We start from the raw sequence: 13,618 nt of genomic DNA, 5'->3' as shown, positions 1-13,618 counted from the left end.
TTTAAACCTATGAAAAATATTTTGTTGCTGCTGCTGTTGGCGTTAATGCCAACATTTCAGCTATTTGCAAAAGCTAAACCAATTGATTCTGTAAGGTTTAAACAAAGAAAAGCAGTTTGGGATGTGCGTTTTTTTAAATTAGATAAGCAAACCTGGAAAGCATTTAGGAAAAAACGTTTTGAACCTACTTCAGATTATTTTAAGCCAAAGTTGGAAAATATTAAAAATCCTGATTTAATCAGCGATTCTGTTTATGCAAAAGCTTATCGGGAAGCTGCTTTTAATAAAACTAAACACCGGCATACTACTATTTTTTATGTGTCGATTGCTGTTGTCGTATTTATTGGTGTTATTGCAGCTTTTATTGCAATCATAAATTCGGCACTATCTAAATTTGAATTAAATGGGATAATTTAATCCGCAAGTTAAACTGTAAGATGAAAATTATATTTTTACTTTTTTCATTATCATTTACCTCAATATCTGTTTTGTTAGCACAAGATACTTCAACTGATTATACAAAAGCAAAACTTGTTAAAAACGACATCCGACACTTTTATTTGAATAAACAGGATTGGAAAGCATGCCGAAAACAAAATTTTAAACCAACTTCTGATTATTTTAAACCCAACGAAGGCAATGTAAGTAACCCAGCATTACTTTCGGATTCCGATTATGTACAAGCTTACAGAAGTGCAGCTTTAAAAAAACCAAACAGAAACGTACCATTTTGCGAGTTGAATTAGTTAGCGGTATTGCATTAGTGGCGTTGACTATAACCCTGGCTGCAATTGTTTTACCTTATGCTTTGAGATTTAAATAACAATTTAAATAAGGTTAATAACAGATTTATAGCTGTAAAAGAAGCATCATAATCGTTTAATAAACCTCAACCCATTCATCAGCAATAAAACCGAATCCACATATTCTCTGTTATTAGCCAGGCGCGGAACTTTATGCTGCCCGCCTAATTTGCCTTTTTGTTTCATCCACTTATAAAAAGTACCTTCAGCAGCAATATGTACCGTTGGCCTTTTTAAAGCCAAATCTTTAAAGCGCTTGGCATCATAATCGGAGTTTACTTTACGCAGTGTTTCGTCCAGCAAATCCACAAAACGTTCAAACTCATCAGGCTTCTTTTCAAACTCGATGATCCATTCGTGCCCGCCGGATTGGTTGCCTTCAAAATAAATAGGCGCAGCGGTATATTCACGGATGATTGCTCCGGTTTGTGCACATGCTTCTTTTAACGCCCTTTCGCTGTTATCAACAATCACTTCTTCCCCAAAAGCATTGATAAAGTGTTTGGTACGGCCTGTAATTCTGATCCGGAAAGGTGATAGAGAAGTAAATTGAACAGTATCACCAATCATATAACGCCATAAACCGGAATTGGTAGAAATAATTAAAGCATAATTTTTACCGATTTCGACTTCATTAAGCAGTAACGTTTTTGGGTTTTCGTCAAATAAATTTTCAAGAGGCAGAAACTCGTAAAAAACACCATAATCAAGCATGAGCAGCATTTCCTCAGAATCTGATTGGTCTTGTATTCCAAAAAATCCTTCCGAAGCATTATAGGTTTCCATATAATACATTTCTTTACTTGGAATTAGTTTCTTAAAATGATCACGATAAGGTGTAAAAGAAACAGCGCCATGAACATATAATTCCAGGTTTGGCCAAATTTCAAGCAAATTATCTTTTCCTGTAAGTTCTAATAAACGTTTGGCCAAAACAATATTCCAGGTTGGAACGCCGCTAATTCCGGTTACGTTCACATGCTGTGTAATTTGGGCAATTTTTTCTATCTTTTCTTCATAGTTTTCCAGAAGTGTAATGGCTAATTCCGGTGTGCGGTAAAAGTCTGCCCAAAGTGGAAGATTTTTAATAAGTACAGCAGAAAGATCGCCGTAATATGAATCTGTATTGAGCTGATTAATTTGATGGCTTCCACCTAAAACCAATGTTTTTCCTGTAAATAATTTAGCTTCCGGGCGATTATTGCAATACAGCGTAATCATATCCTTACCGCCTTTAAAATGGCATTCTTCCATTGCCTCTTCGCTAACCGGAATAAACTTGCTACGGTCGCTGGTTGTACCGGATGATTTGGCGAACCATTTTATTTCTGAAGGCCAAAGCACATTCTGCTCGCCTTTCATCATCCGCTCAATGTAAGGTTTTAAGGTATCATAAGTTTGTATCGGGAAACGCTGCCTGAAATCGTTTACATTTTCAATACTTTTATAATCGTATTTTTTCCCCCATTCGGTATTTTCGGCACTGGTAATCAGGTTTTCAAACCACTCATCCTGCACTTCATTCGGATATTTGATAAAAAGCTCGATCTGGTGCATCCGCTTCTTCATGATCCAGGTAACCAGTGAATTGATAAACGTCATAAAGTTTTAGGCGAAAGTTTTCCTTTTGAGAACAAAGTTAGAACCAAGATATAATTTGCGCACAATCGGATCTTCTGCCAGCACTTCCGGAACGCCGTAACGTAAAATTTTTCCTTCAAAAAGCAGATAAGCACGATCTGTAATAGATAATGTTTCCTGTACATTATGGTCTGTAATCAGGATGCCAATATTGCGCGTCCTCAGTTTAGCAACCATATATTGGATCTCTTCTACCGCAATAGGGTCAACACCGGCAAAAGGTTCATCCAACAAAATAAATTTAGGTTCCGCAGCCAAAGCCCGGGCAATTTCTGTCCGGCGGCGCTCGCCGCCAGAAAGCAGGTCGCCGCGGTTTTTACGCACTTTTTGCAAGCTAAATTCTTCAATCAGTTCTTCCAGTTTATTTTTTTGTTCTACGGGAGTCATTTTGCCCATTTCCAGCACTGCTTTGATATTGTCTTCTACCGAAAGCTTACGAAAAACAGAAGCTTCCTGCGCCAGGTAACCAATTCCTTTTTGGGCACGGCGATACATGGGTGCATCCGTAATATTTTCATCTTCGAGGTAAATATTGCCTTCGTTTGGTTTGATCAAACCCACAATCATGTAAAAAGAAGTGGTTTTTCCGGCGCCGTTTGGGCCTAATAAACCTACAATTTCGCCTTGCTTTACATCGAAAGTAACATCGTTAACTACCGTTCGCTGCTTGTATTTTTTGATTAAATGTTCTGCTCTTAAAATCATTCTTTGTTCAGATAGCGGCGTTTTCCTGGTTAACTCTTATTCCTTTAAGGTTTAGCTGAAGCGTTTTTTGTTCCTTCCAGCTATTTTCTTCAATAGTGTAACAAATATCAAAAGGCATACTGTTTTTAACAGCTAAAATATTTTCGCCTAAACCAAAACCGATACAGTTAAAAACCGGAGAACCATCCTGCACGACACATAATTTAAGGTGATTGCTTCCAACTAAAGTTACAGGACCGCTAACATACACATTTTTACTAACGAAAACCGGTGCCATATTTTCGGGCCCAAAAGGGGCAAACTGTTTTAATATCCTGCAAAACTTTGGTGTTATCTGATTTAAATTCAGTTCTGCATCAATACTAATTCTTTGTATCAATTGTTCGTCTGTGATTGCCGAAGCTACAACCTGTTCAAAACGTTGGCTAAAAGCAGGTACATTTTCTGGCAATAAAGTTAAACCAGCGGCGTATTTATGTCCGCCAAACTGCAATAACAAATCGCTGCACCCGCATAAAGCCTCGTATAAGTCAAAACCATGAACAGAACGTGCAGAACCGGCAACATGGCCGTTACTTTTCGTTAAAACAATGGTTGGGCGATAGTATTTTTCAGTTAACCTTGATGCTACAATCCCGATCACACCTTTGTGCCAGTTTTCCTGATACACTACGGTTGAACGGCGGTTAATCATTTCCTGGTCCTGTCCGATCATGTTTAATGCTTGTCCTGTTATGCTCAGATCATGTTCTTTACGCTCTGTATTTTTTAGGTTAATAAGTTCGCCATTATCAAAAGCAGCGTCCGCACAATCTGCAATTAATAAATTAACAGCATGTTTGGCATCATCGATACGGCCGGCGGCATTGATACGCGGACCGATAGTAAAAACCAGATCAGAAATGGTATAACTTTCTGATTTTCCAGCAACATTCATTAAAGCTTCTAAGCCGATAGAAGGATTTGAATTTAATTTTTGCAGGCCAAAAGCAGCAAGCGTGCGGTTTTCTCCGTTGATGTGGACGAGGTCGCAGGCAATACTAACGGCAACCAGGTCAAGGTAACAAGTTACTTCTTCAAACGGGATATTGTTTTTTTCAGCATAAGCCTGGATCAGCTTAAAACCAATTCCACAGCCAGATAATTCTTTGTAAGGATAGCTGCAATCGCTTCTTTTCGGGTCTAAAACCGCAACTGCTTCCGGCAACTCTGTTCCTGGCAAATGGTGATCGCAGATAATAAAGTCAATGCTTCTTTTACCGGCATAAAATACTTTATCTACTGATTTGATGCCGCAATCCAAAGCAATAATTAAACTGAAATTGTTCTCCGCAGCAAAATCAATTCCGGCAGTAGAAATGCCATATCCTTCTGTATAACGGTTTGGAATGTAGAAGCTGATGTTCTCGTAAAGCTTTTTAAAGAATTGGTAAACTACAGAAACGGCAGTTGTTCCGTCCACATCGTAATCACCATAAATCAATATTTTCTCCTGGTTTTGGATGGCTTTTTCGATCCGCAGAACAGCCTTTTCCATGTCCTGCATCAAAAAAGGATCGTGCAGGTGATTAAGGGCAGGACGGAAAAAATATTTAGCTTCTTCAAAAGATGTTACACCGCGCTGGACCAGCAGGTTGCTCAAAGCCTCATCTACGTGTAAAGCTTCTGCCAAAGCTGCAACCTGCTGCGGGTTGCCTTCCTCCTCCATAATCCAACGCTTTTGCATATCTTTAAAAAAGTTTAAACAGTAAAGATAGTTATTGACTTATCATTAAAATAAGTTTAAACTGATTTTAACAATTTATGAATATTTACGCACTTGGCGAGGGTTCTTTTTCTGTTGATTCGTCCAAAAAATTCGTTCCTTTTAACCCGCTTACCGATAATCCGCAAGACCGTAAAGGTTCTTTATTTATCCATGTACAACCTTTTTTGCTTAAAACGGAACAGGATTTAATTTTAATGGATGCAGGCTTAGGCTTTAAAAATCCAAATGGCGAATTAATGCTGCATGACAACATTCGTAAAGCTGGTTTTGAACCGGAAGAAGTAACATTGGTTTTAATGTCGCATTTGCATAACGATCATACAGGCGGTTTGGTTATGGAACGAAACGGAAGAATGGAACCAGCTTTTCCGGATGCAGAACATGTAATTCAGCGCGGCGAATGGGAATATGCTTTTTCGGGGAAATCTACTTCGTATAGAGAACCTATTTTTGAAGTTCTGCAACGTTCTGCCAATATTAATTTTGTAGAAGGAAGCGGTACATTAAAGGATGGGGTTACTTACGAATTAACAGGCGGCCATTGTCAGTTTCATCAGGTTTTAAAAATTGAATCCGGAGGGGAAACTTACTTTTTTGGGGGAGATGTTTTGCCTGAACCCGAACAATTGATCCGTAAGTTTGCTGCCAAATATGATTTTGACGGACGAAAATCGATGGAACTACGCGAAAGGTTTGGAAAAGAAGCCGCAGCAGAAGATTGGATCTGCTTGTTTTACCATGCAAAAAACCTTGCCATTGGCAAGGTTACAGAAGAAGATCATGGATTTTCAGTAAAAAGCCTGGAAAATATTTAGTGATTATGAAAATTTAAAACACTGAATACTTCTTTTATCGACTCTAAATTTAGCGGCTTGGATATAAAACTGGCAACAGATTCGTAAGATTTCGATTTATCAATATCATTGCTGAATACAGACGATGATAAAATATAAATCGTGATCTTTTTATCAGAATCAAAATTTAACTGTTTATACTCCTCCAAAAATTCCCAGCCGTTCATTACCGGCATATTTATATCCAACAGGATATAATCAGGGATATTTTCCGGCTGATGCTGAAGAATATCTTTTAATCTATCAATTGCTAAACGGCCATTCAGATAAGTAGAAAGTACTGAATCTGGAAAGGCCTTTCTGATCAATTTAACCGTGATGAAATTATTGATCTCATCATCGTCAACCAGCATGATATTAACGGGCCTCTGAATTACACTCATGGAACTTTGTACGATAATTGATGAAAGAAAGTTCTGCACATCCATAATAAAATTTCATAGGCTTAATTGTTAATCATAGGTTTACGATAATTATTTTCTTGTGTTTATGGAATCATGCAAGACTATTTTTTTTTATGATTCACCGATAAAAACAATATTAACGTTTAATTTAATTACTTGGATGTTAATGTTAGTATTTCCTGACATTTTGTTTACATAAAAGCTTATTCTGTTAAATTTTCTTCAAAAACGTAACTTTCAAGGGGCGGACAAACACAAATTAAGGTACGGTCTCCATGTGTATCGTTAACACGGCCAACAGAAGGCCAGAATTTAAAAGCCGAAACATAAGGCAGCGGAAAAGCAGCCTTTTGACGGGTATAAGGATGCCCCCACTCGTTTCCGGTAACCACGGCAGCGGTATGAGGTGCATTTTTAAGCGGATTATTTATTTTGTCTGATATTCCTTTTTCCACATCTTCAATTTCATTCCGGATAGCGATCATGGCATCACAAAAACGGTCCAGTTCGTGTTTAGGTTCTGATTCGGTTGGTTCTACCATCACTGTTCCGGCTACCGGAAAAGAAACCGTTGGCGCGTGGAAACCGTAATCCATTAAACGTTTGGCAATATCGGTAACTTCAATACCGGAGTTTTTAAAGGCGCGGCAATCCAGGATCATTTCATGGGCACAACGTCCGTTTGCCCCTGCATATAAAACCGGGAAATGTTTTTCTAAACGTGCTTTAATGTAATTAGCATTTAAAATAGCGTAACGGGTTGCATTGGTTAAACCTTCGGAACCCATCATAGCAATATAAGCATGAGAGATCAGGAGGATAGAAGCCGAGCCCCAAGGCGCTGCAGAAATTGCCGGGATAGATTTTCCCTGCTCTATATCAACCATAGCATGCCCTGGTAAAAACTGAATCAAGTGTTTTGCCACACCGATCGGGCCCATTCCCGGACCGCCGCCGCCATGCGGAATGCAAAAGGTTTTATGCAGGTTTAAATGGCAAACATCGGCACCAATATTAGCCGGACTGGTTAAACCAACCTGCGCGTTCATGTTGGCGCCGTCCATATAAACCTGCCCGCCGTGCTGGTGGATGATATCACAGATTTTGATGATAGATTCTTCAAAAACGCCGTGAGTTGATGGATAAGTAACCATCAAACATGATAATTCTTTGCTGTATTGTTCTGCTTTTGCTTTAAGATCAGCAACATCGATATTGCCGTTGTCATCACATTTTACCACAACGATCTTCATTCCGGCCATTGCCGCAGAAGCAGGATTGGTCCCGTGAGCAGAAGAAGGGATTAAGGCAATATTACGCTGATGGTCGCCATTAGCCTGATGATAAGCACGGATAACCAGCAAACCTGCATATTCGCCTTGCGCACCTGCATTGGGCTGCAAACTCATAGCAGCAAAACCGGTAATTTCACTCAGCCATTTATTTAGTTCATCAAAAATTTGCATGTAACCGCCAACCTGATCTGTTGGTGCAAACGGATGCATTTTGCTGAATTCTGCCCAGGTAACCGGAACCATTTCTGTTGTGGCATTTAGCTTCATGGTACATGAACCTAAAGCAATCATGGAATGACAAAGAGAAAGATCTTTTGCTTCCAGCGATTTGATGTAACGGAGCATTTCGTGCTCAGAATGGTGCGTACTAAAAACCTGATGGTTTAAAAACGCAGAAGTACGTTGCAGTTCAGCCGGTATGGGTGTTTGCAATGCTTCTTTTATCGCTTCAAAATTAGCATCGGCCAAAGTTTTTCCTTTGGCTTTCGCAAATATTCGAACGATGGTTTGGATATCTTCCGGAGAAGTGGTTTCATCCAAAGCAATGGAAACCTCATTACCTTGATAGTAAAAGTTCATCTCCTGGTTCAAAGCTTCGGCATGAATGGTATTGACCACCAGACCGGCATCAAACGTAAGCGTATCAAAATAAACTTCATTTTGCTGCCCGTAACCCAGAGCTTTTACTGATTCAGACAATAAAACGGCTAATCCATGGATCCGTTCTGCAATCAGTTTTAAACCTTCAGGACCATGATAAGCAGCATACATACCAGCCATAATGGCCAGTAAAGCCTGCGCGGTACAAATATTAGAAGTTGCTTTATCCCTGCGGATGTGCTGCTCGCGGGTTTGCAAAGCCATACGCAAAGCATAATTGCCAGCGTTGTCAATTGTTACACCGATAATTCGACCCGGAATGCTTCTTTTATAAGCATCTTTTGTGGCAAAAAAAGCGGCGTGCGGTCCGCCAAAACCCATCGGAATGCCAAAACGTTGTGTAGAACCGACCACCACATCAGCGCCCCACTCGCCTGGCGGCGCTAACAAAACCAGGCTCATCAGATCAGCAACAACGGTTAATTTTATATTTTTTTCGTGGAGGGAATCGGCAAAACTGCGATAATCGTAAACTTCTCCGTTTCCTGCCGGATACTGAACGATTGCACCGAAGAAACTATCATCCAAATCAATAGTTCGGTGATTCCCGATAACCAATTCTAAATCCAATGGATTAGAACGGGTTTTCAAAATATCAATCGTCTGAGGAAAAACTTCTTCAGAAACAAAAAACCTCTTGGCTTTAACATTTTTACGAAGACTGTATTGCATAAACATAGCTTCTGCCGCTGCAGTTCCTTCATCTAATAAAGAAGCATTGGCAATTTCCATTCCGGTTAAATCAATCACCATGGTCTGGAAATTCAGCAAAGCCTGTAAACGTCCTTGTGCAATTTCGGCCTGATAAGGCGTATATTGCGTGTACCAACCCGGGTTTTCCAGAATATTTCGCTGGATAACGCCTGGCACGATTACGTCGTAATAACCTTTTCCGATATAACTTTTAAAGACTTTATTTTTTGAAGCTGTAATTTTAAGATTGTTCAGGTAATCAAACTCACTTTTTGCAGCAGGCAGGTTTAAGGTATTTTTTAAGCGGATAGCTGCCGGAATAGTTTGATCAATCAGTTCATCTACCGATCCTACACCAAGCTGCGCCAGCATGGCAACGGTTTCAGTTTGATCGGGAGCGATATGGCGGTGCTGAAATTTTTCCTGGTAATCGATATTTAACTTCATGAAGTCTGAATAAAATAGAAGCCGCAAAAGTAAGGTTTTGCCTTTTGACGGTCAATGCTTCCAGCAATCGTTACATCAGATTTACACAAAAACAGTAATGCTTCTTTTACCGGCATTTTTTTGTTAAAAACGATAAGGTTTAATCTACCAGCGGTAATGAATGCTGACTTTTAAAAACATACTTCCAAACTGCCGCTGCTAAAAAAGCACCGATAAAAGGAGCAAACAGATAAATCCACCAATGTTGTAGCTGATGCGAAACTACGGCTGGTGCAAGCGAACGGATAGGGTTCATGGAAGCACCGGAAATAGGCCCTGCAAAAAAAGCTTCCAACCCAACTACTAAACCAATAATAATTGCCGCAAATACTTTTACTTTAGGTGAAGCTTCTGAAAGCAACAGCACAATCAGGATCAGTAAAAATGTCAGGAAGATTTCGAGGAAAAAAGATTGAAGTACAGCGCCTGAAGGTAACGTTCCACCCAAATTTTTATTTAATGGAAACAAAAAATGCAAGATAAAAGAAGCACTAAAAGCGCCACCTGCCTGAAAAATAGTATAAAAGAAAGCTTCGCGATAAGAATGCATTTTTAACCACGCAAACGTAAAAGAGACAACCGGGTTCATGTTAGCGCCGGATATTTTGCCAAAAGCATAGATCATCAAGGTAACAATCAAACCAAAAGCAAGCGCACCACCACCTTTAAATATCAAGCCTGGTATTTCCTGACTAACTACAACGGTTCCTGTTCCAAAAAACATCAAGCCGAATGTGGCGAAATATTCGGCTATGTATTTTTTCATTGGTATTTAGCTGTTTAATTTAAGCTAAACAGCGTAAATACATTTGGATCGTATTTTCTAAACCCAAATACAAAGCATCAGCAATTAAAGCATGGCCAATGCTTACTTCCAGCAAGCCAGGAATATTTTGTGCAAAGTATTTTAAATTATGTAAATCCAGGTCATGGCCGGCGTTTAATCCCAGGCCAAGCTTAACCGCTTTTTCGGCAGCTTTTATATAAGGCGCAATTGCTTGTTCTTTGTTTTGGTGATAGCCGGAAGCATAAGCTTCAGTATAAAGTTCAATCCGGTCTGTTCCGGTTGTGGCGGCAGCTTCCACCATTTCTACAACGGGATCAACAAAAATAGAAACCCGGATATTTTGTGCCTTAAAAACAGCAATGATTTCTTTGAGATATTCCTGGTTTTTAACCGTATCCCAACCATGATTGGAAGTGATCTGTCCTAAAGCATCAGGAACTAAAGTAACCTGCGCCGGTTTGTTAGCCAATACCAGATCAACAAATTTTTGTTCCTGACAATTGCCTTCGATGTTAAATTCTGTTTTGATAACTTTTTTCAGGTCGAAAACATCCTGATAACGGATATGCCGCTCGTCTGGCCGCGGATGCACTGTAATTCCTTCCGCGCCGAAACGTTCGCAATCCAGTGCTACTTTTACCAGGTCGGGGTTATTGCCGCCGCGCGAATTGCGCAGTGTGGCTATTTTATTGATGTTAACGGATAAATGCGTCATGCGGATAAAAATAAAAATTTGGGGAAGATGTTTTTGAGGGATACTGTTTTTAGGGGGAGAAAAATTTAATACCAACTATTCCAAACGATGGTTCTCCCAAAATTCTTTTGGCGAAACGATCCTGGTTTCCTGATAAGTATGCATTGTAAAATGTGCTGTGTTTCCTGTTATCAAAAAGTTTGCTTTACACTCATCTGCCAATTCTAAAAATTTGTTATCATCCAAATCAGTGATCAGGTTAAGTTTGATCTTTGGAGAAAATACAGTTGCTTTTGATTCAATAATTGCAAGCATACTTTCTGCCCTGGCTATAAAATCAGGGTATTTAGAAAACTTTTTACGGTTCAGAACATCGTAATATTCTTGCATCACATGTTCAAAAATACATAATACTATCTTTTGATCAATAAAAAGTTCGCTGATAATCTGATAAGGGTAACTTCGCTGGATTAATGCAGAAATTAAGACATTGGTATCAATAATTACTTTTTGCACGCTTTCTTACCGCTTTTACTTCGTTGGTTATTTCATCCATTGTTAATTTTGATAAACCATATTTCTCGGAAAGTTCTAAACATTTATTTAAGTTCTGTTTGGAAAGTTCTTTATCGATCAGATCAATCAGTTCCGAAAATGACAGCGTATCATTCTTCAACCCAAATTTTTGATATTCTATGTTAGAAATAGAAACACTTAACGTTTTCATATTATCAAATTTACTGATTTAATTTATTTTATTATTAAACGGCTTTCTTAATCCTTCCTTATCAAACCACTTCCCGCAATCCTGCGTTTAAAACCTTTTCGCATGATAAATTCAAATGCCACTCAAACCCGCACTCCTCATCCTGCTCACTCTTTTTTTACCGGTAAAAGAAGCATCGGTCCAAATTCCAACTTTTAAAGCCATCCATAATTACGAAACCTATTATGCTTCGGCCAGAAGAAATACAGAAAATTGGCTGGCTATCCGCCGTTTTGAAGATTTGGGCAAAACCTGGCTCCTTTTGGTTGAACCAAGAACGCTCTCTACTAAAGTTGATGAAGCAAGCTTCTATCAGCTTAAACCAACAACGCTTGGGGAAGCCCGAAAAATTTTCAGCAATACCGCTTATACCAACGCTTTAAGAGCTGCCGAAAAGCAATCGTCAACCATTCAAGATGCAGGAATTGTACAAGGAATGCCGAAAGAAGCTGGTATTAGTTTAACTATTGATCTTTGTCCGTCGCATAAAGTGCTCGACCGGCGTATTTTTACGGATGTTTTCCAGGAATTCGGCAAAGTGGAGCCGCATCCGCCGGTTGCTATTTCGGTTTCGGGTTTGTGGATGAAAGACCACGAGGCAGATTTAAACTGGCTGAAACAGCAGGAACTGGACGGACATATTTTTATTACCTGGGTCAATCACACTTACAATCACCGCGTTGATCCAAAAAAACCGCTGAAAGAAAACTTTTTGCTGGAACCGGGGACCAATATCAATTACGAAGTGCTGGAAACCGAGCAGGCCATGCTGCGTAACGGTTTATTACCTTCGGTATTTTTCCGGTTTCCTGGACTGGTTTCGGATGCGAAACTACTATATGAAATTACGGGTTTTGGTTTGATTCCCATTGGAAGCGATGCATGGCTGGCAAAAGGGCAGCAAGCCTTGCCGGGAAGTATTGTGCTGATCCATGGCAACGGCAATGAACCAATTGGCGTGAACGATTTTATCAGTCTGTTAAAATCTGAACAAAAAAATGTGGTTCAAAAGCAGTGGTTATTGTATGACCTGCGCGAAAGTTTAGACGAAGAATACCAATAACTACAAGCGAAAAGCGATGCCTGCAAACAATGCATGATCGGCAGCTTTTTGGATACCCAGGTTAAAGCCAACATCAAACATCAGAGCTTTGGAAACCTGGTATTGCAAAGCAGGATCGACATAGCTGTTAATGCTGTGATCTTTTAAATTATACTCGTAATAGGTTTCTAAAGAAGCGCTTAGGCTTTTACTAAAAATCGGGTGCGTGATATTTACAGATTGCAGCAACTGGTTGTGCATACCGTTTCCGGCATCGTCTTTCAGCCGGTCGCCTTCCACTTGTACACTCAACTGCCAGTCGTTTTTCAGTTTAAACATAATCGGAACGATGATGCCGCCTTCGTATCTGGAATTATCCGTATAATGATTGGTTGGAAAAGTTAAATATGGGATGACGGCAAGTGAAACATTACCATCATTGCCCAGAAAATTCTTCTTTAAACGAAGCGTTAAATCACCGAAACCAGCATCGCTTGTTTTTTCATGGGTGTTGAGTTGTTCGGTATTTTGATGGGCATAAGTTTGGACCAATAGCTGCAGCGCAATACTGTTCGTCAATCCAAGTTTAACATTAAAATAATTGTAAAGTAACGCATGTTCCTTACTTTCTTCGGTTGTTTTAAATTCATAACGCAAAAAATCTGCTTCGTACTGGATGTGCCCGGCATCAACGGTGTAAGGCGATTCGGTAATATTAGGCCGGTCGGGATCAAAAGAACGCAAAGAATCTTTGGGTGTTGGATGAAACAGATTGTAGCGTTGTTTAATTGGTTTTTGTGTTTTTGGAAGGTCCTGACTGAAAGTCTGGAAGGTCAATCCAAAATAAAAAACAACTAATAAAGTAAATTTTATGGTCATAAAAGAAGCATTGACAATAGTAATTCAAAATAAAAACCCACTTTTTAGAAGTGGCTATTCAAAGATATATTCAGGTTGTTTAAACTTTTTGGTACCAATTTAAATTTGATCCTTTGGCATGCTCACATTTGGTGCCCATGC

Annotated in this window: 14 protein-coding genes; 4 read left to right on the top strand and 10 right to left on the bottom strand. The window is 39.4% G+C overall.

Annotated elements, in window-relative coordinates; translation table 11 throughout:
* Positions 1 to 9 precede the first annotated feature (9 nt).
* The gene (locus GO621_RS04030; RefSeq protein ID WP_157564426.1) at positions 10 to 417 is read left to right on the top strand and encodes a hypothetical protein; all 408 of its coding nucleotides are present in this window, start codon (positions 10 to 12) and stop codon (positions 415 to 417) included.
* Positions 418 to 437: 20 nt separating this feature from the next.
* Complete coding sequence (locus GO621_RS04025) at positions 438 to 746, top strand: hypothetical protein (protein WP_157564425.1); 309 nt, start codon at positions 438 to 440, stop codon at positions 744 to 746.
* 123 nt (positions 747 to 869) lie between these two features.
* Here the strand turns inward: GO621_RS04025 and GO621_RS04020 are convergent, their stop codons facing one another.
* Genes GO621_RS04020 through recJ form a run of 3 tightly spaced genes read right to left on the bottom strand, consistent with a single transcriptional unit; the run spans position 870 to position 4,875 of the window.
* On the bottom strand, positions 870 to 2,405 hold the full coding sequence (locus GO621_RS04020) for a GH3 auxin-responsive promoter family protein (protein WP_157564423.1): 1,536 nt from the start codon (positions 2,403 to 2,405) through the stop codon (positions 870 to 872).
* A gap of 6 nt (positions 2,406 to 2,411) precedes the next feature.
* On the bottom strand, positions 2,412 to 3,149 hold the full coding sequence (gene lptB / locus GO621_RS04015; protein ID WP_157564421.1) for an LPS export ABC transporter ATP-binding protein: 738 nt from the start codon (positions 3,147 to 3,149) through the stop codon (positions 2,412 to 2,414).
* A gap of 7 nt (positions 3,150 to 3,156) precedes the next feature.
* On the bottom strand, positions 3,157 to 4,875 hold the full coding sequence (recJ, locus tag GO621_RS04010; RefSeq protein ID WP_157564419.1) for a single-stranded-DNA-specific exonuclease RecJ: 1,719 nt from the start codon (positions 4,873 to 4,875) through the stop codon (positions 3,157 to 3,159).
* 77 nt (positions 4,876 to 4,952) lie between these two features.
* Here recJ and GO621_RS04005 point away from each other — a divergent pair, with 77 nt between their 5' ends.
* Entirely contained in the window at positions 4,953 to 5,732 is a 780-nt protein-coding gene (locus GO621_RS04005; protein ID WP_157564417.1) for an MBL fold metallo-hydrolase, read from the top strand.
* Here GO621_RS04005 and GO621_RS04000 read toward each other — a convergent pair.
* The 6 genes from GO621_RS04000 to GO621_RS03975 all read right to left on the bottom strand — a co-directional run bounded on the left by GO621_RS04000 (position 5,729) and on the right by GO621_RS03975 (position 11,517).
* On the bottom strand, positions 5,729 to 6,154 hold the full coding sequence (locus tag GO621_RS04000) for a response regulator (protein WP_157564415.1): 426 nt from the start codon (positions 6,152 to 6,154) through the stop codon (positions 5,729 to 5,731). The two genes, GO621_RS04005 and GO621_RS04000, sit on opposite strands and share 4 nt — an antisense overlap.
* A gap of 224 nt (positions 6,155 to 6,378) precedes the next feature.
* Entirely contained in the window at positions 6,379 to 9,270 is a 2,892-nt protein-coding gene (gene gcvP / locus GO621_RS03995) for an aminomethyl-transferring glycine dehydrogenase (RefSeq protein WP_157564413.1), read from the bottom strand.
* Between the two features lie 139 nt (positions 9,271 to 9,409).
* Positions 9,410 to 10,075, bottom strand: coding sequence for an MIP/aquaporin family protein (locus tag GO621_RS03990; protein ID WP_157564411.1), 666 nt, complete (start codon positions 10,073 to 10,075; stop codon positions 9,410 to 9,412).
* A gap of 19 nt (positions 10,076 to 10,094) precedes the next feature.
* Positions 10,095 to 10,811 carry a pyridoxine 5'-phosphate synthase gene (locus GO621_RS03985; RefSeq protein ID WP_157564409.1) on the bottom strand — a complete coding sequence of 239 codons (717 nt, stop codon included), beginning with the start codon at positions 10,809 to 10,811 and terminating at the stop codon, positions 10,095 to 10,097.
* Between the two features lie 75 nt (positions 10,812 to 10,886).
* Entirely contained in the window at positions 10,887 to 11,306 is a 420-nt protein-coding gene (locus GO621_RS03980) for a putative toxin-antitoxin system toxin component, PIN family (RefSeq protein WP_157564407.1), read from the bottom strand.
* Positions 11,287 to 11,517: a hypothetical protein gene (locus GO621_RS03975; protein ID WP_157564404.1), complete on the bottom strand. Its 231-nt coding sequence runs from the start codon at positions 11,515 to 11,517 to the stop codon at positions 11,287 to 11,289. The genes GO621_RS03980 and GO621_RS03975 overlap by 20 nt, the downstream gene beginning before the upstream one ends.
* Positions 11,518 to 11,632: 115 nt before the next feature.
* Between GO621_RS03975 and GO621_RS03970 the strand changes: the two genes are divergently transcribed.
* Entirely contained in the window at positions 11,633 to 12,619 is a 987-nt protein-coding gene (locus tag GO621_RS03970) for a polysaccharide deacetylase family protein (protein ID WP_157564402.1), read from the top strand.
* Here the strand turns inward: GO621_RS03970 and GO621_RS03965 are convergent, their stop codons facing one another.
* The gene (locus GO621_RS03965; protein ID WP_157564400.1) at positions 12,620 to 13,477 is read right to left on the bottom strand and encodes a transporter; all 858 of its coding nucleotides are present in this window, start codon (positions 13,475 to 13,477) and stop codon (positions 12,620 to 12,622) included. It lies immediately after the preceding gene.
* Positions 13,478 to 13,618: the final 141 nt, after the last annotated feature.

The organism is Mucilaginibacter arboris (assembly GCF_009754915.1).
Taxonomy (GTDB): domain Bacteria; phylum Bacteroidota; class Bacteroidia; order Sphingobacteriales; family Sphingobacteriaceae; genus Mucilaginibacter_A; species Mucilaginibacter_A arboris.
The sequence above is the reverse complement of the archived record's forward strand: the minus strand, read 5'-3'. Positions and strand labels throughout refer to the sequence as shown.